This window comes from Pantoea sp. X-Soil-ISGK-355 (genome assembly GCF_059730805.1).
Genome location: NZ_AP035973.1, coordinates 106993 through 131661, shown reverse-complemented (window position 1 = coordinate 131661; position 24669 = coordinate 106993). Strand labels below are relative to the sequence as shown.

Below are 24669 nucleotides of genomic sequence, written 5' to 3'. Positions count from 1 at the left end.
CAGGAGAGATGCCACTCCATGGCGTAAAACGTCCTAAAGCGCTTTATTCAGAATTACTTAGAAGGACGGCGACTAATCTTGCCTCCTTTCCGACCGGCTTCCCTGGCTTTCTCATGATCATTTTTGAAATTGCCCCCACTGACTTTGCCTCCTGCACTGCCAGCTTCACTCGCACGTTCCGGATCGTTGGCAAAATTACCGGCACCACCTCTGTATTTCTGTTGTGTCATAGGAAGACCTCATATCAATGTTCCATTAGATAAAAAGGACTAGCTAGTCACACCAGGAAGCATAGTCGCCCGCTTCGTTTATGCAAATGCACAGCGTCAAGGCCTTGATAAGGCAGAGATTAAATTTCTTCTGCCGGTTAGCCACAGCAGGGCAATGACTGATGAGCTACGCTTAAAGGCCTGACGAAAAAGGAGAATGCTATGAGCGACGCGACATTAATCGACACGCTTGAGTTTGGTTCTGACGAGCAGAAGCAGAAATATGAAATCTACGGCGATGATGCACAGACGCCCACTTTTGCTGTGATCTCACGACAGCAGGGCGATAGCTGGCAGAAACTGGAGGAGAAAATCACTTTTGCTGCGCAGGATGAACAGCAGGAAGCGATGGGATCAATGGGCTACGGCTCCGGCGATACGCTGCCCGATCTACGCGATTTGACTGCCGAAGCGCGGGAGCGTTGCGAACGGCACTGGCAGGAGCAGAGTGCATAATGAGCAGAGAGCTGCTCATTTTTAGCAGTGAAGGCGTCCGTTTAAGAGAGACGCCAGGAGGCCGCAGAATAAACCTCTGAGTGCTCTCTTTTTCCGACAGCCACCACATAAGCGACCCAGCGCATTAACGATCATCCAAGTGTGACCCGTACAGGCTCAGGGTTCCTCAGGCGTTCTTTAACGCTGTCTGCTAACGTTGCATCTTCGTCACTGAGTAACGTCTGCTTAAAGGGAAGACGTTCATTATCTGCGATATATTCAGCCATGAGGCGCAGCGCATCAGATGGCGTTACACCCATTTTTTCGGGCGCAGCATAGGATGGTGTTTTCAGATCATCATCGATTCGAATGTTAATTGTGCCCAGGGTCAGCCCTTTTGTATTTACATTTGACATTACAATTAGCGTATTGGTGAGTCTGCATCGCAAACAGCAGACATCAGTTACCAGCATAGCTTTACATCTGCCCGCCAGACTCTCGTCCTGTATTATTTTATGCTACGAAAATGTAACAAACTCATCCATTAAACCAACTGCAGCAATCGTTAAAGGTTTTCCCGCTGGTGGCGATAACTCAATGGCGTTGAGCGCGCCAGTCAATGATGAATCCGGCACTCAGCGACGAGTTCTGAACGCGAACGGACCTGCATTTAGCCCTCCTTTTATACACATCAGACAATGCGAATTAAGCGCAAGTTACTCACATAAAAGCGAAAATAATAATATGTCGATCATTAAGACGATCAAAAGACGCCTGCCTGTTGCCCGTCTTAGGCGTAGCAGCCAGCCAGCGAATGGCACCTGGGATTGTCGTGCGTTGCCAGATTCACTCTCTTCCATTGGTTTAAGCTCGCGCGCGGGCGGGATCCTGATGACGTTTGTTCCACCAGAAGCCGATTTTCAGCGGGTCAGTCAGGCCTGGCAGCGCTTTAACACCCCCGATCTGACGGTGCTGACGCTCTCTTCCAACGGTGCGCTGAGCAGCAGTCGATCACAAAGTACCTACTGTGAGGGGAATGGCCCGGAAGGAAGCTATCTCTGGCTGCCCGACACGCTGATCGCCAGTCATGAGACACACATTGTCGACCTGCATGTCGCCGACACACAGACCGCCAGCCAGCGTATCACCGCCATCCAGCAGGAGCTGGCACGGTTGCAGGTGCGGATGCCGCTTTCGGCGGATCGTACTTTCGCCATGATTTACTGCGATGGATTGTCAGCGTCAGAAGGCTTTCTGATGCAGGCCTGGTACAACTGTGGGCGTTTTCCCTGCCTGGCGATTGGTGGTTCAGCGGGCGGCAAAATCACCTTTGATGGCACCTGGATTGGTGCGGGTGGGAGGGTACTGCAGGGCAAGGCTGTCATCGTGTTCTGCCAGATGGCAGCAGGAAAATCCTTTGCGCCGTTTAAAAGCCAGAACTTCACGCCACGCGAGCAGAGCTGGCTGATTGCTGAAGCCGATCCGATTGCGCGCACCGTCACTTCTGTATTTAACCGTCAGGGTCAGCAGCAGCCGTTTGTCGCGTCGCTGTGTGAACATCTCAACTGCACCGAAGCGCAGTTGACCGAGCGGCTAAAGGGGTTAACTTTCGGCGTTAAAGTCGGTGGGGAGTACTTCATTCGCTCGATCGCCAAAATTGAATCGGGTGGCGTGCACTTTTTCTGTGACCTTGAGTTTGGCGATCGGCTGTTCCTGATGGAAGAAAAAGACTTTAAACAGGCGACACAGCAGGAGTGGCAGGCTTTTACTGCCCGGCATGGCAAACCGGCCGCAATACTCATGAACGACTGTATCCTGCGTCGTGTAGGTAATGCTGACAAACTGCACAATGCCCACTTCTTCAAAGGGATTGCCGCGGCCGGCTTTTCCAGCTTTGGTGAAATCCTGGGCGTGCCAATCAATCAGACGCTTTCGGCGCTGGTGTTTTTCAATCATGACGTCAAAGCGATGAGCCAGTTTCCGGTGGAGTATGCCGGTTACGCTGCCCATTACGCGCAGCGCGCGTTGCGCCGCTGGGAAGCGCTGAACAGCATTCAGACACGGGTGCTGGATCGGGTGATCAACTATCAGCAGGCGCTGACGCCGCTGATGGAGGCGCTACCGGTACTGGAAACGGCGACTCACAGCCAGGGCGAAACGCTGAGTCTGGCAGAAAGCAGTATCCGTAACATCAGCAACATCGCCACTGAGAGTCAGCAGGCGCAGGGCCGGCTGGATGAAGGGCTTGACGATCTGGAAAAAATATCGAATGGCATCAATGAGATTACGCATGGCATCAGCAATATAGCTTTCCAGACTAACATTCTGGCGCTGAATGCCGCTGTCGAAGCAGCACGTGCAGGCGAGGCTGGCCGCGGCTTCGCCGTAGTAGCAGGCGAAGTTCGTCGTCTGGCACATTCGTCGAAAGAGCAGGCTGAAGCCACGGCGAGTAACATCGGCGAGGCGGTTACCACCATCTCACGGATCCGGCTGGTGGCCAATGACTCGGCACAGACGGCGGCACAGATGGCTGAGCGCAGCATCAGCGCGGCCGATACGCTGGCAGCCATGAATCAGCAGACCCGACATGAGCGCGCCGACATTGCGAAGCATCTCGGCAGCCTGCGTGAACTGACGCAGGGAATGGACGCGATGCAGGAAGCGGTCGCGCAGCTCAAAGTGTTACAAACGCTTTCCGGGGCGCAGGTTAAAGGCTGATTTATCAACATAAAAGACAAAAAAGTGCGGTGTAAGCGTAACGGCCAGGCAAGGCAGGCTTTCAGTTGTTACACTTGTCGGTGATTAACCACGCAGAGGTACTAATGAAAATCAAAAGTTATGCAGCCATGCAGGCTGGCCAGGCCCTTGAACTCTATGAGTACGATGCCGCCGAGCTGGCAGCCGAAGAAGTCGAAGTCCAGGTGGAATATTGTGGCGTCTGCCACTCAGATCTGTCGATGATCGATAACGAATGGGGCATCTCTCAGTTCCCGGTGATTGCAGGACATGAAGTGATTGGCCGGGTTTCAGCCCTGGGCGAAGCGGCTAAAAGCAAAGGTCTCTCAATCGGCCAGCGTGTAGGAATTGGCTGGACAGCCAAAAGCTGTCAGCACTGCGATGCCTGTATCAACGGCGAGCAGGTTAACTGTCAGCAGGGCAGCATCCCGACCATCATGAACAAGGGTGGTTTTGCCGAGAAGCTGCGCGCCGACTGGCAATGGGTTATCCCGCTGCCGGAAAAACTGGATGCGGCCAGCGCCGGTCCGCTGCTGTGCGGCGGTATTACCGTATTTAAACCCCTGCTGATGAGCAACATCACTGCGACCAGCCGTGTTGGCGTGATTGGTATTGGCGGTCTGGGCCATATCGCGATTAAACTCCTGCACGCGATGGGTGCCGAAGTCGTGGCCTTCAGCTCAACGCCGGATAAGAAGCAGTCGATTCTGGATATGGGTGCGGATGAAGTGGTTAACAGCCGTGATCCTGAAGCCCTGAAGAAGCAGGCGGGTCGTTTTGATCTGATCCTGAGCACCGTGGCAGTCGACCTGGACTGGAAACCTTATTTCGCCGCGCTGGCACCTCAGGGTAAATTCCACACTGTGGGTGCCGTAATGAAGCCGATTGAAGTCAGTGCTTTTGATCTGATCCTGGGCGACAAAGCGGTAACCGGTTCATCAACCGGCTCACCAGGCCAGCTGCGCTCGCTGTTGCGACTCGCATCGCGTGCGGATATTGCGCCACAGGTTGAATTCTTCCCGATGTCAGACATCAATAAAGCGCTGGATCACGTCCGCGCCGGTAAAGCCAATTACCGCGTGGTTCTTAAAGCCGATTTCTGATGCGAATCTGAAATGAATATGCCGCAGCCTGCTGCGGCATTTTTTTTGTCCTCATGTTGTCAGCCCTGCTCCTGATAATTTGTTTCACAATCAGGTCATGCCCTTTCTTCCATCAAGCTCGGACTCCCGTCAGCGATACATTCAAAACTGGCCCGAATCCATCGAACACTGTCCTGTGAGCCTGTCACGGGCAGGTCAGAGCATGCGGTAAAGTGAACTTATCGCAGCCTGTAAGCCTGGCTGATATCAAAACAGACCGTTTATGGAGCACACAATGAAGCTGACCCAGATTCGTAATGCCACACTGCTGCTGGAGTATGCAGGCAATAAATTCATGATCGATCCGATGCTGGCTGATAAAGAAGCGTGGCCAGGCTTTACCGGTAACGCCCGTCCCCATCTGCGCAATCCCATGGTTGAGCTGCCTCTCCCGGTTGAGGCGCTGCTGGAGGTAGATGCAGTGATTGTCACCCACACACATATGGACCATTGGGACGAGGCTGCGCAGCAGCTTATACCGAAGACGATGATGATCTATAGCCAGAATGAAAGTGATGCAGCGCTGATTCGTTCGCAGGGTTTTGCACATGTTCGGGTGCTGCAGGATGAAAATTCGTTTGTCGACGGCCTGACAATCCACAAAACAGAGGGTCAGCATGGCAGCAATGCGTTGTACGCCGACAAAACAATGGGCGATATTCTGGGTGATGCCTGTGGTCTGGTGTTTACCCATCCGTCAGAAAAAACGCTCTACATTGCCGGGGATACCGTCTGGGTTAAGCCTTATGTCAGAACGCTGCAACGTTTTCAGCCGCAGGTCGTGGTAATCAATGCCGGCAATGCGACTAACGATCTCTATGGCCCGATTATCATGGGAAAAGAGGATACGCTGCGTACGCTCAATATTCTGCCTGAAGCGACACTGGTAACTTCGCACATGGAAGCGATCAACCATTGTCTGCTGACACGCGCTGAACTGCGAGCTTACACCCAGGAACAGGATATTGCTGACCAGGTAGTGATCCCGGAAGATGGTGAAACGATGATGTTCTGAGCATCGTGGCATTAAACCGGCCCAGTTGCGCGGTTCATTCTTAATCATACATTTTCACACAATAAGGGGGGGAAGATGGCTGCTCTGAGAGTTGCTGTGCTGGCAACAGCCGGTTTTAGTCCATTTCATTTTTCAGTTCCCTGCATTCTGTTCGGCTCTGCTCTGCCGCAGCAGGATCTGTTTCATATTGATATCTGTGCAGAAAAATCAGGCCCGGTGATCTCAGAGATGGGGCTGTCAATCATGGTGGCGCATGGGCTAACCCTGCTTGATCAGGCAGATATCGTTATCGTGCCATACTGGCACAATCCGGACGAAAAACCGTCACAGGCGCTGCTTGATAAGCTGATGGCTACCTGGCAGCGTGGCGCGGAGGTCGTCGGACTTTGTCTGGGGACTTACGTACTGGCTTATGCAGGCCTGCTTGATCAGCATCGGGCTGCTACCCACTGGGAATTTGAGCGTGACTTCAGCGAACGCTTTCCGCAGGTTCTGCTCGACAGCAATGCCCTTTATACCCGGGACGATCGTCTTATCACCTCTGCCGGCACTGCGGCGGGTATCGACTGCTGTCTGGACATCATCCGTCAGCACTATGGCAGCGCCGTAGCGAATCGGGTGGCCAGACGTATGGTGGTGCCGCCTTACCGTGAAGGCGGACAGGCGCAATTTATTGAGCGGCCAGTTCCGGCGTCCACGCGAGACGGTAAGATCAATGCACTGCTGGCATTCCTGCGAGAGAATCTGCATCAGCCGCAGGATTTGGACTCACTCGCGCACACACTCAGCATGAGCCGGCGAACGCTGACGCGCCATTTTCATAAGGCGACGGGGATGTCACTGGGCGATTGGCTGACGGCTGAGCGTCTGCAGCGTAGCCAGCAGTTACTGGAAACCACCGGCATCAGCATTGAATGTGTAGCAGCAAAGGCAGGCTTTGATTCACCTGTCTCATTCCGGCAGCGTTTCAAATCCCGGTTTGGCGTCTCTCCCAGCGAGTGGCGCCGGACGTTTCGTGGTCCACAGAAGAGGGTGAACGACGAGAAAGTGGCAAAAGATAACGCATGATCAAGTCGGGATGGCTATCGGCATTCCGGGATTTTAATGCCGGAATAGTGTCACACAGTAGCGGTCACTATTCCGGCAGAAATGTTGCGATTAAAGCAGGAAATCATCCAGCGACTGACCATTTTCAATCGCCGCTTTAATGACGGAGGGCGTTCGACCCTGACCGGTCCAGTAACGGACCAGGCCATTTTCATCGGTGTAACGGTATTTGGCCGGACGTTTCGCGCGTTTCTTTGTACCGGTTTCGGAAGGCGATGCGCTATTTACCAGCTCCGCTGGGTTAATGCCTTCTTCCAGCAACAGCTCCTGGTAAAACGCCAGCTTCTCCGCTTTTTCACGGGCTTCTGCTGCCCGCGCGTTTTCCTCATCACGACGCTCATTTACTACGGTCTCTAATTTCTGGCGCAACTCTTCGAGCATATCCAGAGCCATATTGCGCGCCTCTGCACGAAGCGTGCGGATATTATTCAGGCTGCTCAGGTTCTTATTCATAAATTTCCTCAAATATCCAGGCTAATCAATAAAGTGCAAATTATTCAGCCGGCAAGGGTAACATTTACGTGCCTGCGAATTGAAGCTTAAATGTGGATTTATTCGCTAGTAATGCTGCACTATGAACACTGATTGAGCCAGTTAAGGTGAGGATTTAAGCGAATTCTGCTGTTTTAATGCAGGTTGTCATTATCGAAGCGGGATTGCGGGATTGCGGGATTTGCATTTTTGCTTTTGATTAACTGTGCTTAAATCAGTCAACCGGGTTTATTAAGGACAGGCATGAAGTTTCGCCGTAAAAATGATGGTCCTGCGCCAGAAATTTCACCGCTGCTGAGAAGCATAATGCTTTCAGGTGTATTACTCACTGTGGCGGTAATTGGATTAAATGTGTGGACGCTGCGGGAAGACTGGAATGAAACCGTCCGTAAAGCTGAGGATACGGCCGTGAATCTCTCACTTTCGCAGGCGCGGCAGGCTGACGATACGTTTCTGCAAACCGAACTTTCATTGCGCGAAGTACAACGTGAGCTTGAAAAGCAGCTCGCCACCACCGGTGCAGAGGGTAAGGCATTGAGTCAGACGATGCATCTCTTGCAGAGCCATCTGCCGCAACTTCACGGTCTGTTCTACTATGATGAGCGGGGCCGGTGGATAGCGACCTCGATGAGCAGGATACCGCCAGGTGTTGATAATTCCGACCGTGAGTATTTCGATTATCATCGTGCCAGCCCGCGCAATAACCTGCATATCGGCCCGGTCATTCGCAGCCGCACCACGCACGAACTGGTAATTCCGGTTACCCTGCGGGTCAACGATGCTTACAACGGTTTTAAGGGTGTATTGCTCGCCACCGTTAAAGTGGACTACTTTCGCCGTTTCTACAGCTACTACGAACTCAGTGATGGCGATGTGCTGGTGCTGATGCTGGCAGACAGTACGGTGCTTTACGCCCGGCCGATGCCCGATAGCTACATCGGCAAAAATCTTTCAGTGAGTCCGCTGTTCCTGAAGATCCTGGCCAATTCGGATAAAGGAAGCGGTCAATGGACGGCTGCGCTTGATGGTAAAAAGCGCATCTTCGGTTTTGTCCGCTCACAGCGATATCCGCTGGTGGTAGCCGCGGGCTACGATAAGCGTGCCCTCTTTAACTACTGGCTTAAGAGCTGGGTACAGGATCTGATTCTGAGTCTGGCTCTGCTACTTGTTATTCTTTTACTGGGTGCGTTTGTGCTGCGTCAGGTGCGCCATACGCTGCGTTATCAGCGTGAGCTGACACGATTACGCGATGAACTGACAGCAGCGAATCGCTCCCTGGAAAATCAGGCACAGAGTGACGGGCTGACAGGGGTTGCTAACCGTCGCCATTTCGACCACATGCTGACAGAAAGCCTGCTGAATGCGGAGCTGAGTGGCATGCCCGTGTCACTGATTCTGTTTGATATCGACTATTTTAAACGTTACAACGACACTTACGGTCATGTAGCCGGTGACGACTGTCTGAAAAAAGTGGCCACCGTTCTGAAACACGCCGCCCGGCGCAAAAACGAACTCACAGCCCGCTATGGCGGCGAAGAGTTTGCCATCATTTTGTCTGAACAACCGCTGTCCGCTGCGCTGGACCTGGCGGAGTCCATCATCGCAGCCGTCAATCTGCTCACTATTCCGCATATGACCACTGAGCTGCCGCAAAAGCACATTACCCTGAGTGCAGGCTGTGCCATGTATCTGGCTACTGATTCACAGCAGGGGAAACAGGCGCTGATAGAGCGTGCGGATGAGGCCTTGTATCGTGCGAAACGGGCAGGGCGCAACCGGGTGATGTGTGAAAAGCGCCCGGCTCAGCACGCGTGATCAAATTCTGAACTGCACCTGTGGCACGGTAATCGCTCAACCTCAACAGGGAGCGATCATGTCAGACGATACCGGTTTCACTCATCTTGCTTTACAGGTATGTGATTTAGAAAAAAGCGTAGATTTTTATCATCGTTATGCCGGGATGCAGGTAATACATCAGCGAGCACCGGGTATTGCGGAAGCGCAAAAAGTCGCATGGCTGTCTGACCTGACCCGACCTTTTGCTCTGGTACTGGTGCAATCTGATAACAGTAACGATACGCCACTGGGGCCTTTTGGTCATATTGGCGTAGCCTGCGGCAGTCGCGAAGAGATAGATGAAAAAGTGGCAATTGCGCGGCGCGAAGGTGTATTGCGACGCGATGCGCAGCAATCTGAAATACCCGTTGGTTACTGGGCATTTTTTGCCGATCCTGATGGTAATACGCTTGAACTTTCATTTGGTCAGCAGATCGGGTTGGCAATCATCAGGGCCCGTAAGTCCCCGTCGGTTGTGAATAGATAAAACGGCTCAGGTAAGTGAATAAAACCTTTTATCTGCAACGCGATTACGCAGAGCATTTCGGTTATTACATTCAGGATAGTGTCTGTGCATGATTGTGTATGAAGGAGGATTCGCGGCGCATGAAAGGCAGGAAAAGTAGGTGTTGTTGATTGATATGTTCTGTCTGTTGATGATAAAAAACCGCCTGGGTAATGCCAGGCGGTTATCATCCAGGCATTCTGAATTAGATCAGAAAATCGTCCAGCGATTTACCTGCATCGATGGCTGATTTAATAGCCGATGGGGTACGGCCCTGACCTGTCCACTGCTTAACGTCACCATTCTCGTCGGTATACTGATATTTAGCCGGACGAGGCGCACGTTTTTTCTTCTCAGCAGGCGCAGTGGGCATACCATTTAACAGTTCGTTAGGATCGATACCTTCCTGCAACAATAATTCACGATATTTTGCCAGTTTCTCAGCTTTTTCACGATTAGCCGCTTCAGAAGCCTGAGCTTCTTCACGTCGCTCACTGACCACAACAGACAGTTTTTCCAGCATTTCTTCCAGGGCAGCAAGGTCAAGCTCGCGAGCATTTGCGCGGAGGGTACGGATATTATTCAAGCTGTTGAGAGTGTCACTCATCAAAGTCACCATAGTCATGTTCAGATAATAAAAATACAGAGCGGGTTCACGCTGATGCTTTTCGTCAGACCTGCTTTTTTAAAATGCTTGCCTTCGAAGAATCATAATACAGAACCAATAGTTCAACTTTAACATATTAATCTGTTTCTGAGAGAGTTGAAACTCTATTGAACGCATGCTCGTTAAACAAAAGTAAATTTACGCCATTTTTTTACTTACTTCACTCAAAATGGCTAAAACCCGTATCATCTGAGAAGCAGAGTAATTTAGCGGGGCTATGGATTAATCGTGCTGATTTTTCTGTAGTGGCAGCGGAGTCGCTTCGCTATTCGCATGCTCGTCCTGATAAAGAGGATAACGTTAGCTGCAAAGCTCACACGAAGTTACCGTACAGGGCAATGCTGCTGTGCATAATTTCGCTGTAAAGATCCCGCTATAAATTATTTCGCTCGTTTATTTACTGAAAAGCTGATTCAGCCTCACAGTGGTAAGTTCATGATAATAATTTAATTTTCCTATGAATTTCTCTGTTTTCAGAAACGTAACATAACGCATAGCAGCGCTGCAAAATTGTCTGCCGGTTGGTTTAAATATGCGTGAAATGTGCTGTGCACTCAAACTGCTGGGTAGCGGTTGAGCAGAATCATTGCCTGTCCCTTACCATTAAACTGATTATTTACGGTAATAATTACCCTTTGTTCATTCAGAGTCTGCAACTAATAACCTCATGGCATACTGTGGATTCAGGCCTGTGTGCCATTTTATCCAGGATTATTGCTTAAGACGCATTAAACTCAGCGCCTGGTTGAACAACTTCGACCAGGATTGATAAGTGGTTTGACAACGTGTTCTCGTCTCAAGTCCACCACGTAACGTATAGCAGAACAGAGTAATAATCGGCCCGGTGAGTGCGTGTATGAACGACGCTGTACTGTTGCCTGGTGTAATTAACCCTGTGGATTCTCATTTAAGCAGGGTTCATTCTTAGGTTACAGAGAGTAACGCAAGTTTAAATAGTTGCTAATGATAAGTTCGCACTATCAATCCGTTCTGGGGCTGAGCGGGTAAGGTCAGGCATCAGCATCATCTGATCTGAACGCGGTATACATGTTGCTAATGCAAACATGGGGAGGAATAACCTCAGTAAGCTACACTGAACAACACATGCGTTAACGTCAGCGCGATGATTACTTCTGCAGAGGTCTGAAGTGTTTAAGGGCAATAAAAAATCATTACCGGTTCGTTACTGTAAAACGTGTAACAAACCGATGTCATGGCGTAAAAAGTGGGAGAAGTGCTGGAATGAGGTTTTGTATTGCTCAGAGCGTTGCCGGCGTCAGCGTTCTGCGCAGCATAAAGATGATGCAGAAATAAACGCTGAGCGGAACAAGTAAAACTCAAAGGAACAGGCCAGGTTTTGACCTGGCCTCACAGACCTCTATTGCTGAACCTCAATCTGTTGCCAGCCTTTTTTAAACATGCAATCTTTCACCAGTATCTCGCGCTGACTTTCATTGGCGTCACTGGTGGAGTAGTCGGTATCAGTCGTCTTATCTTTACTGTCTTTCGAGGTGTATTTACCACTGACGATATTATCAGGCGGTAAATCCCGCAGTGCCTGAGCCTGACAGGCTGTTTCTGCGATGGTTTCCTGCTGCTCAGATGCATCGGGTTTGACCCATTTATATTGCACACATCCGGTCAGACAAAGAGTGAACAACATCAGCATCAAAGGTTTCATCATCTGTTCCTCAGCGACACCCGCCAGCCTTGAGGCGAGTTATTCAGTAAGGAAGCCAGTCTGGTCAACTGAACGTGCTTCCTCACCTGCAAAAATAAATTTTCAGCCGACATTAAAATGTCAGACCGCCACCAATGTACGGTCCATCGATCAGCGTATGACCTGGACGTCCATCTTTGCCATCGACACCCGCGTAGCGGTAGCCCACTTTTAAGACCAGTGGGCCTAAAGGTGACCAGCTGACGCCAGCGTTTGCTTCCACAAAATTCTTAACGCTGTTGGTCAGCTGTTCCGGCGCGGAATACCCCTCACCATAAATCGCAAAATCGGCAGGCAGATTGATTTTCACACCGCCGCCGACAGGAAATGCGACGCCGTTATCCCCTTTTTTGCCACCGATGTAGGTAGCTTTAACGCCAGCGGTCAGCATCACCGGACCCATTTCCAGGTTATAGCCGGTACCCGCCTGACCAATCTGCACACCATCTGCCGTATTTTTGATCCACTGGCTGTCCAGATAGAGTCCGCCGGAAGAACGGCCAATTTCAGCATCCAGCGCAGAGGTGTTTTTACCTTGTTCAGCATTCAGGCCAATGGCCATTGCAGATGAAGAAACACACAGCAGCAAACCAAGGCTAATTAGGGAAATTTTCATTGCTCATTTTTTCCACATCAGGAGTTTTCAGGGAATCAATCAATATCGTTGTTTAAAGCGATTTACTTTTGCACCATTTCTTTAACGTCATGCTGCTGCAACTGATGCATGTTTCCGTCCGCATCTTTATAGGAGAGCATGCCCGTTTCTTTATCTCTGACGGGTTTACCATGGGTGGTTATCATGTGGCCGTCATTGGTGGAGATGACATAATTGCCTGAGCAGGCGGAAATGGACATAACTGAAACCATCATCACGAAAGCGAAGGCAAATTTTCTGCCATAATTGAAAGATGTCATTTTACTTTCCACTCGTTGTTCTTTAAGAAGATGCGGCATTATTAGCTGTGTTTGTTAAACGACATGATAACAATCAAAGAGTACCGACCCGAATGCTCAAAAAAATGATCTGGATCATTTCCATAGTTTGCTCAGAAGAGGATTAATTATTGCACATTGTTTAAAAACTAAGGTGTTTAAATAAACGCATTGCACTTTTCTGGTTCCCAAAAGTGATATGCATGAAGAATCCTATCAAGTGCTAACCAATAATTTAACAATAGCGACTTAATGACATGATAATTTAATGTTTCAAATTTTATGTTGTGGCTATTTTCCTTTTCGCTATATTGAACCGGCAATATCATTCTGATTAGTGTAATTTAACAAGGATTTAATATAGCTATGAAAAAAACAATTATCGCTTTTGTTCTGGTTGCTTCACCATTAACCGTGTTCGCTGCAACTGATTCCTGCAAAGATCAACTCGCAGATATTTCAGCTAAAAGCGAAATCGCTAAAATACATGGAAATAGTGCAGAAATTGCACGGCTCAATATTGCGCGTAACAAAATTGAAACCTATTGTACTGATGAGCGTCAGGCAACGCGTGCCTCTCATGATGTCAGTAAACGTGAGATGAAAGTCAAAAAAGCGGAACTTGAACTTCAGGAAGCACAGCAGGAACTGGCTGAGGCCAGAGTCGATGGACGTAGTGATAAAATCAGAAAAAAAATGACAAAGGTAGAAGAGAAGAAGCTGAAGCTTGAATCTGCAAAAATGGATTTAAAAGAAGCTGAGGCAGATGCTCAGAGACTGAACTGATATCCCACTATTTTCAGGCTCACTATGTGAGCCTGAAAACGTTTTGATGATCTCTGCCTCTTTCGTTATTAGTCACAACACCGTTTTTATAAGTGTCGCAATGCTATAAAAGACAGTTAGCTGCTTGTTCAGATGAGCAGTCAGTACCTGTCGCCACTCCCTATCTCCGTGGCACCAGAAAATCCCTCCCTGCAATCGGGGCGTGTATAATCAGCGTTACAGGTTTAAGTTAACTAGCTGAAATAAGACATAAAAAAAACCACTCAATCGAGTGGTTATAAACATTACAAAATACTTCATGAGCAAAGCTGCGATACAGAATAATTTAATACCGGGATATATCTATGCCAGAAAATGATAACTATCAACCTGCAGGCGAGCTAAGTAATTTGTGCGGAAATAGGTAGATATTAATTATCAGTATTGCCATATTGAAAACAGTGTTAAAGAGGTTATTTCCAACAAGAGGGTTTTAATTTATTGTTATACTTTGTTGATTGTTAACATAGATTCAACTTTGATTATTTTTTTAATGGTTTTATGGTGCGAGCGCCTTACTGATGACATTTTCAAAACACGTGCAGACAATAAAACTTCTTAAGATCCCGTTAAGATCTGGGATGTAAATTACCCTGGAAATTTAACGGAGATAAAAATATGAAAAAGATTATGTTGGCGGTGTTATTAGCAGGAATGAGTCTGGGTGTTTCTGCGCAGGAAGGATTTATTAATCCGGCAGGGCAGGGGTCTTCACAGGGCGGCTTTAAAGGCCCGACTCCGGGTGTCGCTTCAGTGGCACAGGCTAAAACACTACGTGACGACGCATGGGTCGTTCTTGAAGGCAATATCATCCGACAGGTTGGTCATGAACTTTATGAATTTAAAGATGCCACTGGAACGATTTACGTCGATATCGACGACAAGCGCTGGATGGGACAATCATTGTCACCCGCTGACAAAGTCCGCATAGAAGGCGAAGTCGATAAAGACTGGAACAGCGTTGAAATTGATGTGAAAACGGTCCGTGTTCTGAAGTAACCTGTATTTACCACTGATATGGCAGTGACCTGAAGCCGGGCCACTGTCATTTTTATATGCACGTTCCCGGTTGGGTATTCCAGAGTAAGCAATAAATATTCACGAAGCCTGTCCGGCAGGATAGCGATGACAAAAACGTCAAGGTTTAACATCGGATGAGACGGTGCATTCACAACTTATAAAAATGGTACTGAATCAGTCCTGAAGCAGATATAGATTAGTTACAACACACTTGTTTGCGGATATCTGAACAGGCGATCTTCCTATGAAATGTGCATGTTTTTGGCCAAATCTAAGCGAGCCGTTCTGAAAGCCCGAGTGCTCATTGACAAGCCGTCGGGCACGGCCCGAAGGGCCGTAATTGTTCTTTACAGTAAACCTGAATGATGTAACTAAAATTCTTCGTTATCTTCTTTTCGGAATTTCAAAATGGGGGACCATAGCGCCTGGATGAAATGAGAGGCAGATACTTTACACCCGGATTCGCTCAGGCAGGTACTATTGTACACAATGTCGTTATGATATGTTTGTCATACCTGAACTCTGAAGCCGCTCTGTAAACTGAGACATGTTTTACATGACAACCAGCTGGTCTGATAGTCCCTCACAGGTGAGTATTAAAGATAAAAAAGGTTTCTGAATCAGGATAGTTTCAGAAACCTTTTATCGATCACCGTTACGTCCGGCGAAGTAACCGTGTTAGCTGCTTCACATCAGCCGATCTGGAAAGCCATAAAGAGACCGTTGTTGAACCATGTTACTTTTTCACCCGCGCCATTAAGCATCCATCCAGCCTCACCAATGGATGAGTTATTCCAGTCTTTATTCTCTGTTGCACTGGCAAACCCCAGAGCATTGATACTTTTAGCGGCACGGTCATAGTTAAAGTAGCCCTGCGAATTCAGACCCGCATCATTCCACAAGCCAAGAAGTTTCGAGTAACCGATGTCAGCGCCACTTACGGTGATCACTTCTGAGATATACAATTCACGCATTTTAACATCCTTTTATGTCTGTATAATTTAACTGGTAACGCAGGGGAATTTTAGCAAGAAAGTACTGAGATTGTAGCTGACCTGAATGTCAATTATCATTATCAAAAGAAATTTAAAATAAATCGTAAATGGATTTTTTTTGATTGATTTGATAAGAGAAAGCATGCCTTTATGCAAGACCCGTCAGAATTGACATGTAATAATTTTATTTTTTCATCTTATGAAAACAAGATTTTTTGCGTACACAATTGCTGATTTAGTAAAATAAACTATATTGCGCGTCGTGATTTTTCCATTATTGCTTTACCTAAGCAACGAAACCAGTGATTATTTTTCCATAAGAATCATAACGTTTAGCGATTCACGTGCCTCCAGACGAGCCTGGAGGCTAATCTTTTTATAATGAATCTATATTTCACTTATTTAATTCGGATGGTTTTGATGTAATAGCAGAATTTTTTCATGTCAGTATTAACAGAACCCCAAAAATATTAATCCTTTTTTACGACAGAAATTCTGCGTATTTAAAAAATTTTTACTGATTAAAACAGTGTATGCCGCCACACGAAAGTTTGAGCAAAAAGACATCATGAAAGATATTCAGTCAGGCCAGGATAAAGGGGCAGAACAGCATCGCTCGCGATACCGTCTACTCCGCGTAAAACAATAATTATCGGATAAAAGAATCCCCTACTTGTGCCTGAGCATACCATTCCATTAACTCCCCAGCACCCGGCTCATTTTCGGCGGGTGCCCATGGTGCTGAGTCTTGTTCAGTCACAGGCTGGTAACCTCCGTGTTTAACCTCAAAAATAACGCCACCTTTATCCATCGATAACACCGCATGCCAGGTGCCGGCTTCCGTTTCCATGACCTTGCCCCCCTCTCCTAACATCACCCGTTGGGTCACATACCCATTTTCATCAAAATGTAATACCTGAAACCGCCCACAGAGCGAGGTCAGCAATTCAAAAGTATGCGGATGTCGGTGAGGGCGGACATAAGTGCCCGGCTCCATCGCGATGGCCAGCCGCTGCACCGGATCGCTCAATTCAGGGTGTAAATTACGATTGGCTCGTAAGCGAGGGGATTTCGCAGCCTCTTCGCTGAGATGCCGGAGGTCAGTAACAGTAATTTGTTTCATATAAGCCTTCTGGATTTTGGACAACTTACGACAATCAGGTTGCCGTAAGGCTTTTGCCATTCTCAACGGATGAATAACCTCTGCATTCGCGGAGCAGATTGTTGTCGGGATTATAGATGCTGCTCAAAGCTATAAAACTGACGATGAGAGTTCTCACAAACATCGCCTGTATCGCGTGATACCAGGTTACAGAAAGATGTTCTCTGTTTCCTAAACGAAAGCCATTCAGAGCACTTTTCCACTGTCTGCCTGAAGCCAGATCAAAAACCGAAACGCTTATCATTTATAGAATGAGTGTCTCTTACTCAAAGGCAGAGCGTGGTATGGCAATTAACATGGGCAGTACCTACCGAATTCTTGGTTATAAGCCATCAGTAAATTTCGCCTGGCGCCAGAAATTACTGACAATGGGCATGCTTCCAGGTGCTGTTATCGAAATCATTCGAGTAGCGCCAATGGGCGATCCGGTTCATATTCGTACCCGCCGTGTCAGCCTGGCGGTGCGACAGCGTGATCTGGCCGACATCATTCTGGAGGAAATCGCCTGATGAAAAAGATCACCATCGGATTGATAGGCAATCCCAACACCGGCAAAACCACACTGTTTAATCAGCTGACCGGTGCCCGCCAGCGGGTCGGTAACTGGGCGGGTGTCACGGTTGAACGTAAAGAGGGACAGTTCTTTACTGCACAGTCTGACGTCCGGCTCATCGATCTGCCCGGCACTCGCTCGCTGACTACGCTATCCGCTGAAAGCTCGATTGATGAGAGCATCGCCTGTCAGTATCTTTATCAGGATCATGCCGATGTAGTGATCAACGTCGTCGATGCTTCCAGTCTGGAAAGTAACCTGTTCCTGACCTTTCAACTGCTTGAGCTTGGCGTACCCTGTATTGTCGCTCTGAACATGCAGGATATTGCCGCAAGCCAGAACATCACTATTGATGCCGCAGCGTTGTCAGCCCGCCTGGGATGTCCGGTGGTTTCACTGACTTCAACCAAAGGCGACGGTATCGCTCAGCTAAAAACACTGATTGACCAGCCACATATTTATCGCGCTCCAGAGAAGGTGCCATATCCGGCCGCGATTGAAACCGCGATTGAGCAGCTCAGCCTGCAGATGTCCGGGTCTCTGACCCCGCAGAAAAGGTACTGGCTGGCATTGCAGTTGCTTGAAGGCGATATCAACAGCCAGAAACTTTGCCCGGAACTACTTCCAACCTTGCCTGAGATTATGGCGCGAGCGGGTGGCGATACGGGCGTGCAGATAGCCGATTATCGCTATCGTGCCATTAATGCGGTTTGTACGGCCGTCAGTAACATTCATCAGGCTATCCCGGCCAGTCTTACCCGCAGGATTGATAACATTGTGCTGGACCGCTGGCTGGGCATTCCGATATTCCTGGCCGTGATGTATGTGATGTTTGTTCTCTCGATTAATATCGGCGCGGCATTGCAGCCGCTGTTCGACGGCAGTTCGGTGGCGATATTCATTCATGGCGCACAATGGCTGGGATATGTCTGCCACTTCCCGGTTTGGCTGACGGTTTTTCTGGCGCAGGGGCTGGGTGCCGGTATCAATACCGTGCTGCCAATCATTCCACAGATTGGCCTGATGTTTCTGTTCCTCTCTTTCCTTGAGGATTCAGGCTATATGGCGCGCGCCGCCTTTGTGATGGATCGGCTGATGCAGTCACTGGGCCTGCCGGGAAAATCCTTTGTGCCACTGATTGTCGGCTTTGGTTGTAATGTGCCGGCGGTGATGGGTACAAGAACGCTCGACACGCCGCGTGAGCGTCTGCTTACGGTACTGATTGCGCCTTTTATGTCCTGCGGCGCGCGGCTGGCAATCTTTGCGGTGTTCGCCGCAGCATTCTTTGATGCTCACAGTTCCAGCCTGGTATTTTCACTCTATCTGCTGGGCATTGTAGTGGCGATTGCGACCGGACTGGTGCTCAAGCATACCCTGCTGGGTGGCGAAGCTTCACCGTTTATCATGGAATTGCCGGTCTATCACCGGCCTCATCTTAAAAGCCTGCTGCTGCAGACCTGGCAACGGCTGAAAATGTTTGTGGTGCGTGCCGGTCAGGTCATTATCCTGGTGAGTATGCTGATTGGTGTGCTGAGCAGCTTTGCATTCAACGGCCAGCTGGTTGATGACATAAACCACTCTGCGCTGGCGGCGACCAGCAAAGCAATCACGCCCGTGCTTTTGCCAATCGGGGTGACGCAGGATAACTGGCAGGCGACAGTGGGGCTGGTGAGCGGCATTATGGCAAAAGAGGTCGTGGTCGGTACGCTCAACAGTCTTTACACCACGGAGGCGATTCAGCGCAGCGTGTTTGACCCGCAGGCTTTTAACCTGGCAGATGAACTAAAAGAGGCGCTGACGGAAACCTGGGCGGGCCTGACCGCTGCATTCAGAATTGATGCACTGGCGCATCCCCTCGATGCCAGTAAAGGCGATGGTGAGATGGCATCCGGTTCTATGAGTGTGATGGCTACCAAATTTGGCAACGGCTTTGCCGCTTACAGCTACTTAATCTTTGTTCTGCTCTACGTTCCCTGCGTCTCAGTCATGGGCGCGATCGCCCGCGAGGCCGGGAAAAAATGGATGATGTTCTCATTCTGCTGGGGGCTTAACATCGCCTATACCATAGCGACATTCTTTTATCAGACCGTCACGTTTAACGAGCATCCTGTATTCAGTGCAGTCTGCCTGATAAGCGTTCTGTTGCTGAATGGAATCATCCTGCTGACACTGCGTAAAGCGGGAAATAGGGTGCTGGCAATACCGGTTATGCCTGATGAGGAAAAGATGGGGTGTCACGGCTGCCATGGAAATTGTGATAAACAGAAAAGCTACGCGCAGTGATCGCAAAACCAGACTGGTACGCTGAGGGACCATCAAGACGATTACATACAGGCGCGTGAAAGGACTGTGCTCCTTGCCTGTGCAGGTTGACAGGCAAGGAGACATCACCCTGAGTCAGAGGCTGGCATCAGGATCTGCTGCTGACTGGCTCTTTGATTTGACTGGCTCACCCAGCACCTGCCGGAACCAGTGAGTCACTCTGGTAATAACCTCAGGCTGATACCAGCGGTAATCACCATGTTCAGCCCCTTCGATCAACACGTAATCAGCACGATTACCCGCTTTTTTAAGGGCGTTATAAAGATTTGCACTTTGTTCAGGAGAGACCAGCGTATCGCTGCTGCCATGCATAATTAAAAATGGCGGTTTAACGCCTTTCAGGTGACCCACTGGACTCGCATAAAGCGCTTTCTCAGGCTCATCGGTCACTGATGCCCCGGCGAATTCGCGGAACGCCGCACCATTAATCAGCAGCGCTTCGGTGACGGCAGGGGATTGATGCACTTTTTGTATCGCATCCGGAAAGCCTTCTCCGATGCTACACAAATCAGAAATGCCATACAGCGTGGCCACAGCCTGTACATCTGAAGACTGGTCAGTGAAATCGCCTTTATCAAACGATTTATCCCCATTGGTGGTTCCCATCATCTGGGCGAGCCATCCCCCCGCCGAATCACCCAGAACCCCTATACGCGCCGGATCGATACCATACTCAGAGGCATGCTGGCGCAGAAATCGGACTGCCGCCTTAGCATCAACAACCGGCGCCGGAAAAATATCAGGAATAGTGCGATATTCAGCTGCGGCGACCACAAAACCCGCCTCTGCCAAGGCCAGCCGCATTGCAATAAACTTGTCACGTTCCGCTGACAGGAAACCCCCGCCGGGAAAATAGATAATCGCTGGTTTCAGATCATTGGTTCGTGGCACCAGCAGTGACATGTGCAATTGCCTGACAGAACGCACGCTTTTCACCTGGTGGTAAACCAGATCTCCAATATTGTCGATCTCGTCCTGACGGGTGTTAACCTGGAGAATCTCAGCACCCTGAGCATGACCTGGAAGCTGATCCTGACCGGATGCGATGGCTGTAGTAGCGACTGAAAGCATAACGACTCCCGACATTAAGAGGTGCCAGTTTCTCATATTTTTTGTCCTGTAATCGTTTAAATGTTAATGGGATGCTTTGTGTAAGTGTCAGAATAAAGATTCTGGCTTATCAGACATTAGAAACAATGTGAATAAATTATTATTAACAGACTAAACCTGCGTTAATTTTAACGTCAGGCATCATTGATGATAAGGATAAGACAACCACAAAACGGATTAATTTCAGTAATTAAGCAATATTTCCAGGTTAATAATGTCATCGCATTTTTAGTATCGGCCATCCTTATCATTTCACCTATCATTCCCGCGCTGAAAAGATAAGACGGATTTTATTAAAGATACTAAATGGAGGTGTAAATGAAACTTACGTTTATGGCATTGTTGTCTCTTTTCTCCTGTTGTGTAGCCGCGGAAACGGTTGGATACCGGGCTGAAATCGTCTATTTTAAAGCCGTTCCAGCAAAAGAAAAAGAAGCTAACGTGCACTATGAAGATGGCTATCTTATTGTTAAAGATGGCTATATTTTAAAATCAGGTGATTATGCGACCATAAAGGACCAGCCTGTCGACCAGCTGATTAATTACAGCGGAAAAATTATCACACCCGGATTCGTGGATACGCATGTTCATTATCCTCAAATCACCATGATCAGTGAATATGGTAAACAGCTTAATGGCTGGCTCAATACCTATACCTTTCCAACCGAAATAAAATTCCGCAATCATCACTATGCGCAACAACAGGCATCTGAATTTCTTGATCAGCTTGTCAACAATGGCACCACCACGGCACTGGTGTTTGCAACCAGTTCGCCAGCCTCCGTTGATGCATTTTTTGAGCAGGCAATAAAATGAAGTGATTGATAGCGTGAAGTCACGTCTTCAGGTGCAGAAAAGGCCGAGGGGCAGCGGCCTTTTCAATAATAATCAGCAGAAGACATCATCGCCGGTATAGACCGCTAACCGCCAGTACAAGGGTCATCACTGACCGCAATAATCCACGCATTACTGACTAAAAGGTCTGATTTTTTGACAGAGTCGCAGCAAGTTGTAAGGGAGTAAAAAGAAATCAATCATATCAGCGGGATGAACGCGTCGGAGGACCGGCACCCTCTCATTCAGTACCGGCTTACACACAGGCTGTCCACTTTTTCTGTGGATAACTTGAGCCCGAATCATGGGCGTTTCGTTTTTTATCATTCTATCAGCCAGCAACATCCGGGGCCGCGTGCTGCTCCATAAATTCCACCATCGCACCTTTATGCGCATCCACATGACGGATATAACGCATCAGTGTCTCCGGTTTTTTCCAGGTGCCTTCCTGCATGATCCGGGCGATAGGATAGCCTTTATCAGCCATATCCTGAGCTGCGCCCACCCTGGCGCTGTGGCCGCTCCATCCGGTATAACGATTTTTGTTAGCCTTCACTGCGCCGCCTTTTCCAGCAGTATGCCATGCACGGTCAAAGATCTGTTCCAGTGCCCGTGTGCTTATCGGCTTTGCTGAAATCATTGCCCGGCCAGATCGGTGTACAGCAGTAAACAGAAAGGCATCAGGCTGGCCGGATAGCCCGGCTGCATCGATCCACTCTTCCAGACGCTGAGTTGAACGGGCACTGAGCGCCTTGATCAATCCGCCGGTCTGCACAATCGTTTTTGTCCACGCCACATCCAGTATGATACGACCATCACCGGCACGCATCACATCACGCACCCGCAACCGTGACAGTTCACTGATACGCAGTAGCGTTGCATAGGCGACATGCAAAAAAGCCAAATCACGAAGTGCCTGAAGGTTATCAGAACCTGACCACTGTTTATCCAGTGCCATCAGGTCGGACAGCCTGAAAGGCACGGCCTGGCCAGCGCGCTCACCCTCCATCACGGCCACACGATTTATCTTCTTCATCGTACGATAAACCAGTGGCGAGAGATTGGGCACCGGCAACCCGGCGTTACGGTGTAACATCGAGATTAACGCAGCGTGTGAAGTGATCGTCGAGGAGGCACGGCCGCTTTCAGCCAGAAAAGAAAGATAGTCGCGCAAATCCTCTGCACTCATTGGCAGGAAAGTACGCTGATTATCTTCTGACCACTGATTGCAGATTCGCATGACGCTAAGCAGCTGTCGCCAGGTATTGGGGGAAAATGCCTCTTTGTCCTGAACGAACTGCCTGAGCCGTTCGGTGATATCACTATTCCGGGTCACCGTCAGATGGGTTAACGGCACTATCTCGCTCATTTTTGCTCACTTATCAGTCAGAAAACGCGATGATCGCGCTACGTGAATTCTGAGAATTCATCAGGGGGATAACCGGTCAGAATTTACGTAGCGTTGCCATTTTGCAGGGTGATCTTTGCTGCTCTATATCATAACCCGACGACTTTCCTGTGTCATGACTTCGTATAAGAACAATTATACGAAGCCAGGTTAAGGTGCCGGATTCAGCCCGGTTTTGACCTGATTGACAGACGCTCAAATGGGTAGGGCAGTGAGACGTCCGGAACAACAGCCCACCCTGGGTTGATGAAGAAGCGGTTATTTCTGGCAAGGCATAAAATGAATAATTGAAGGAAAGTCTGAATAATGATTCAGTGAAATGGTGAAATAGTGACCTGATAAATACAATTTGATTAAAGTCAGCACTTCCAGTGCGCGGAGTATGGCGAAAAGGAAAGAACGTGAAGTGAAATTAACAGACCATTGAAGGTTGAAACTTTTATTATGTAAGCAGCCAGTTTAATTTAAAGATAATTGAAGGACCCTAAATGAAAATACTGTCTACCAGATCCGTTTTAGAACGCTTTGCTTACTGAATTTCTGGAATGGAATCTCCACATGCTAACCCGGCTATCATCCTATGAACAGTTCTTATTCACGTTCTCCGGGAGCATATCTGCATCCTGAATCAGAATAAAAAACTAAATACTGACTTCGCAAAGATTTAAATATCAACTATTGGCGATTATACGTTATCTTCCAGCCTGAATAAAAAGCAACGTTGATGCTTTATGTCAGATAATTTATCGGATGAGACTGATAATTAACTTATTATCGAAAATTAATTTCTGGCAAGGTAACGGGCATTTCTTCCTGATGCGTTATTAAATTTTTCATGACTGCGTCTGAGTTAAGTCACAGAACGCTGTCATGACCAGGATAAAAAGAGGATATCTCATGAAAAAAACGTTATTGTCACTGTGCCTATTTGGCCTGTCCTGCGCACCGGCTATCACGCTGGCTCAACAGCCTGTGACCTGTGTTAAAGCATCTGAACAGGATGTTGCCAGCCTGTTTGATACCTGGAATAATACGCTGGCAACCGGCGATGCCACTAAAGTCTCTGAATTATATGTCAGCGATGCCGTGCTGCTGCCAACTATTTCAAACCATGTGCGCCTGACAGACCAGGAACGTATTGATTACTTTAAAGACTTCCTGAAAAAAGGCCCGAGCGGTAAAATTGATTCCCGCACCATCCGAATCGGCTGTAATAAAGCGATTGATGCCGGCGTTTATACTTTTACCTTCAAAGATAATTCGCACGTCACAGCACGTTATACTTTCACCTATGTCTGGGATGGCAAGGGCTGGAAGATCTCCACTCACCACTCTTCAGCTATGCCAGAGCCAGTAAGCCAGCCTTAACAACCGGTGTGGCAGGATGAAAACCAGCTTCACAATGCGAAGCTGGTTTTATTAATTCCGCCATTTCAGAATTTTAGATAACTGCCGATTTTTCCTGGCAAAAAATTATTTCATGGTGTAATCCCTTAAAAAAATTTCACACCTGAATTCTTGTGATTACCTTATAAGGCTCATTGGTACTAAAACACGTAACCCCATTATCATGGTTCGGTTAA

The 24669-nt window shown here is 48.5% G+C and carries 25 protein-coding genes; 14 read left to right on the top strand and 11 right to left on the bottom strand.

Annotated features, from left to right (window positions below):
• Window positions 1–53: 53 nt before the first annotated feature.
• The gene (locus tag AC6I8J_RS21840) at window positions 54–230 is read right to left on the bottom strand and encodes a con-10 family general stress protein (RefSeq protein WP_009093122.1); all 177 of its coding nucleotides are present in this window, start codon (window positions 228–230) and stop codon (window positions 54–56) included.
• 201 nt (window positions 231–431) lie between these two features.
• Between AC6I8J_RS21840 and AC6I8J_RS21835 the strand changes: the two genes are divergently transcribed.
• Window positions 432–725: a hypothetical protein gene (locus AC6I8J_RS21835; protein ID WP_161736671.1), complete on the top strand. Its 294-nt coding sequence runs from the start codon at window positions 432–434 to the stop codon at window positions 723–725.
• A gap of 131 nt (window positions 726–856) precedes the next feature.
• On the opposite strand, the gene AC6I8J_RS21830 is transcribed toward AC6I8J_RS21835, so the two are convergent.
• The gene (locus tag AC6I8J_RS21830; RefSeq protein ID WP_497825885.1) at window positions 857–1090 is read right to left on the bottom strand and encodes a type II toxin-antitoxin system RelB/DinJ family antitoxin; all 234 of its coding nucleotides are present in this window, start codon (window positions 1088–1090) and stop codon (window positions 857–859) included.
• Window positions 1091–1448: 358 nt separating this feature from the next.
• Between AC6I8J_RS21830 and AC6I8J_RS21825 the strand changes: the two genes are divergently transcribed.
• The 4 genes from AC6I8J_RS21825 to AC6I8J_RS21810 all read left to right on the top strand — a co-directional run bounded on the left by AC6I8J_RS21825 (window position 1449) and on the right by AC6I8J_RS21810 (window position 6665).
• Window positions 1449–3422 carry a methyl-accepting chemotaxis protein gene (locus tag AC6I8J_RS21825; protein ID WP_222925694.1) on the top strand — a complete coding sequence of 658 codons (1974 nt, stop codon included), beginning with the start codon at window positions 1449–1451 and terminating at the stop codon, window positions 3420–3422.
• Window positions 3423–3526: 104 nt separating this feature from the next.
• Window positions 3527–4543: an NADPH-dependent aldehyde reductase Ahr gene (gene ahr, locus AC6I8J_RS21820; protein WP_107320469.1), complete on the top strand. Its 1017-nt coding sequence runs from the start codon at window positions 3527–3529 to the stop codon at window positions 4541–4543.
• Window positions 4544–4817: 274 nt separating this feature from the next.
• The gene (locus tag AC6I8J_RS21815) at window positions 4818–5597 is read left to right on the top strand and encodes an MBL fold metallo-hydrolase (protein WP_260059746.1); all 780 of its coding nucleotides are present in this window, start codon (window positions 4818–4820) and stop codon (window positions 5595–5597) included.
• A gap of 75 nt (window positions 5598–5672) precedes the next feature.
• A complete protein-coding gene (locus tag AC6I8J_RS21810; protein WP_253418494.1) occupies window positions 5673–6665 on the top strand; it encodes a GlxA family transcriptional regulator in 993 nt (330 codons plus the stop codon).
• Window positions 6666–6755: 90 nt separating this feature from the next.
• Here AC6I8J_RS21810 and AC6I8J_RS21805 read toward each other — a convergent pair whose 3' ends face one another.
• The gene (locus tag AC6I8J_RS21805; protein ID WP_497825877.1) at window positions 6756–7157 is read right to left on the bottom strand and encodes an H-NS family histone-like protein; all 402 of its coding nucleotides are present in this window, start codon (window positions 7155–7157) and stop codon (window positions 6756–6758) included.
• A gap of 282 nt (window positions 7158–7439) precedes the next feature.
• Here AC6I8J_RS21805 and AC6I8J_RS21800 point away from each other — a divergent pair, with 282 nt between their 5' ends.
• The gene (locus AC6I8J_RS21800; RefSeq protein ID WP_161736737.1) at window positions 7440–9011 is read left to right on the top strand and encodes a sensor domain-containing diguanylate cyclase; all 1572 of its coding nucleotides are present in this window, start codon (window positions 7440–7442) and stop codon (window positions 9009–9011) included.
• A gap of 55 nt (window positions 9012–9066) precedes the next feature.
• Window positions 9067–9519 carry a VOC family protein gene (locus tag AC6I8J_RS21795; RefSeq protein WP_262390935.1) on the top strand — a complete coding sequence of 151 codons (453 nt, stop codon included), beginning with the start codon at window positions 9067–9069 and terminating at the stop codon, window positions 9517–9519.
• Window positions 9520–9742: 223 nt separating this feature from the next.
• Here the strand turns inward: AC6I8J_RS21795 and AC6I8J_RS21790 are convergent, their stop codons facing one another.
• On the bottom strand, window positions 9743–10144 hold the full coding sequence (locus AC6I8J_RS21790) for an H-NS family histone-like protein (RefSeq protein ID WP_098049800.1): 402 nt from the start codon (window positions 10142–10144) through the stop codon (window positions 9743–9745).
• Window positions 10145–11352: 1208 nt separating this feature from the next.
• Between AC6I8J_RS21790 and AC6I8J_RS21785 the strand changes: the two genes are divergently transcribed.
• Window positions 11353–11538 carry a DUF2256 domain-containing protein gene (locus AC6I8J_RS21785; protein WP_135911148.1) on the top strand — a complete coding sequence of 62 codons (186 nt, stop codon included), beginning with the start codon at window positions 11353–11355 and terminating at the stop codon, window positions 11536–11538.
• 44 nt (window positions 11539–11582) lie between these two features.
• Here AC6I8J_RS21785 and AC6I8J_RS21780 read toward each other — a convergent pair whose 3' ends face one another.
• The 3 genes from AC6I8J_RS21780 to AC6I8J_RS21770 form a co-directional block, all read right to left on the bottom strand.
• Complete coding sequence (locus AC6I8J_RS21780; RefSeq protein WP_371876259.1) at window positions 11583–11888, bottom strand: hypothetical protein; 306 nt, start codon at window positions 11886–11888, stop codon at window positions 11583–11585.
• A 109-nt stretch (window positions 11889–11997) separates the two neighbouring features.
• Window positions 11998–12540, bottom strand: coding sequence for a YfaZ family outer membrane protein (locus AC6I8J_RS21775; RefSeq protein ID WP_222925698.1), 543 nt, complete (start codon window positions 12538–12540; stop codon window positions 11998–12000).
• A 62-nt stretch (window positions 12541–12602) separates the two neighbouring features.
• Entirely contained in the window at window positions 12603–12839 is a 237-nt protein-coding gene (locus tag AC6I8J_RS21770; protein WP_161736740.1) for a YgdI/YgdR family lipoprotein, read from the bottom strand.
• 384 nt (window positions 12840–13223) lie between these two features.
• Here AC6I8J_RS21770 and AC6I8J_RS21765 point away from each other — a divergent pair, with 384 nt between their 5' ends.
• Together AC6I8J_RS21765 and AC6I8J_RS21760 are read left to right on the top strand one after the other, a co-directional pair.
• Window positions 13224–13643, top strand: a complete 420-nt coding sequence (locus AC6I8J_RS21765; RefSeq protein ID WP_253418486.1) for a DUF1090 family protein — start codon at window positions 13224–13226, stop codon at window positions 13641–13643.
• 657 nt (window positions 13644–14300) lie between these two features.
• Window positions 14301–14681 carry a YgiW/YdeI family stress tolerance OB fold protein gene (locus AC6I8J_RS21760; RefSeq protein WP_222925699.1) on the top strand — a complete coding sequence of 127 codons (381 nt, stop codon included), beginning with the start codon at window positions 14301–14303 and terminating at the stop codon, window positions 14679–14681.
• A 713-nt stretch (window positions 14682–15394) separates the two neighbouring features.
• Here the strand turns inward: AC6I8J_RS21760 and AC6I8J_RS21755 are convergent.
• Window positions 15395–15676, bottom strand: coding sequence for a hypothetical protein (locus AC6I8J_RS21755; protein ID WP_161736743.1), 282 nt, complete (start codon window positions 15674–15676; stop codon window positions 15395–15397).
• A gap of 670 nt (window positions 15677–16346) precedes the next feature.
• Window positions 16347–16820, bottom strand: a complete 474-nt coding sequence (locus tag AC6I8J_RS21750; RefSeq protein WP_222925700.1) for a WbuC family cupin fold metalloprotein — start codon at window positions 16818–16820, stop codon at window positions 16347–16349.
• 323 nt (window positions 16821–17143) lie between these two features.
• On the opposite strand from AC6I8J_RS21750, the gene AC6I8J_RS21745 reads away from it, so the two are divergent.
• Window positions 17144–17368, top strand: a complete 225-nt coding sequence (locus AC6I8J_RS21745) for a FeoA domain-containing protein (protein WP_222925701.1) — start codon at window positions 17144–17146, stop codon at window positions 17366–17368.
• On the top strand, window positions 17368–19695 hold the full coding sequence (gene feoB, locus AC6I8J_RS21740; RefSeq protein ID WP_253418483.1) for a Fe(2+) transporter permease subunit FeoB: 2328 nt from the start codon (window positions 17368–17370) through the stop codon (window positions 19693–19695). Before AC6I8J_RS21745 ends, feoB begins: the two co-directional genes overlap by 1 nt.
• A 114-nt stretch (window positions 19696–19809) precedes the next feature.
• On the opposite strand, the gene AC6I8J_RS21735 is transcribed toward feoB, so the two are convergent.
• Window positions 19810–20841, bottom strand: a complete 1032-nt coding sequence (locus tag AC6I8J_RS21735; protein ID WP_497825876.1) for an alpha/beta hydrolase fold domain-containing protein — start codon at window positions 20839–20841, stop codon at window positions 19810–19812.
• A gap of 321 nt (window positions 20842–21162) precedes the next feature.
• On the opposite strand from AC6I8J_RS21735, the gene AC6I8J_RS21730 reads away from it, so the two are divergent.
• On the top strand, window positions 21163–21660 hold the full coding sequence (locus AC6I8J_RS21730) for an amidohydrolase family protein (RefSeq protein WP_285088921.1): 498 nt from the start codon (window positions 21163–21165) through the stop codon (window positions 21658–21660).
• A 349-nt stretch (window positions 21661–22009) separates the two neighbouring features.
• Here AC6I8J_RS21730 and AC6I8J_RS21725 read toward each other — a convergent pair whose 3' ends face one another.
• Entirely contained in the window at window positions 22010–23047 is a 1038-nt protein-coding gene (locus AC6I8J_RS21725; RefSeq protein WP_253418477.1) for a tyrosine-type recombinase/integrase, read from the bottom strand.
• Between the two features lie 936 nt (window positions 23048–23983).
• Here AC6I8J_RS21725 and AC6I8J_RS21720 point away from each other — a divergent pair.
• Complete coding sequence (locus tag AC6I8J_RS21720) at window positions 23984–24454, top strand: SgcJ/EcaC family oxidoreductase (protein WP_161736457.1); 471 nt, start codon at window positions 23984–23986, stop codon at window positions 24452–24454.
• Window positions 24455–24669: the final 215 nt, after the last annotated feature.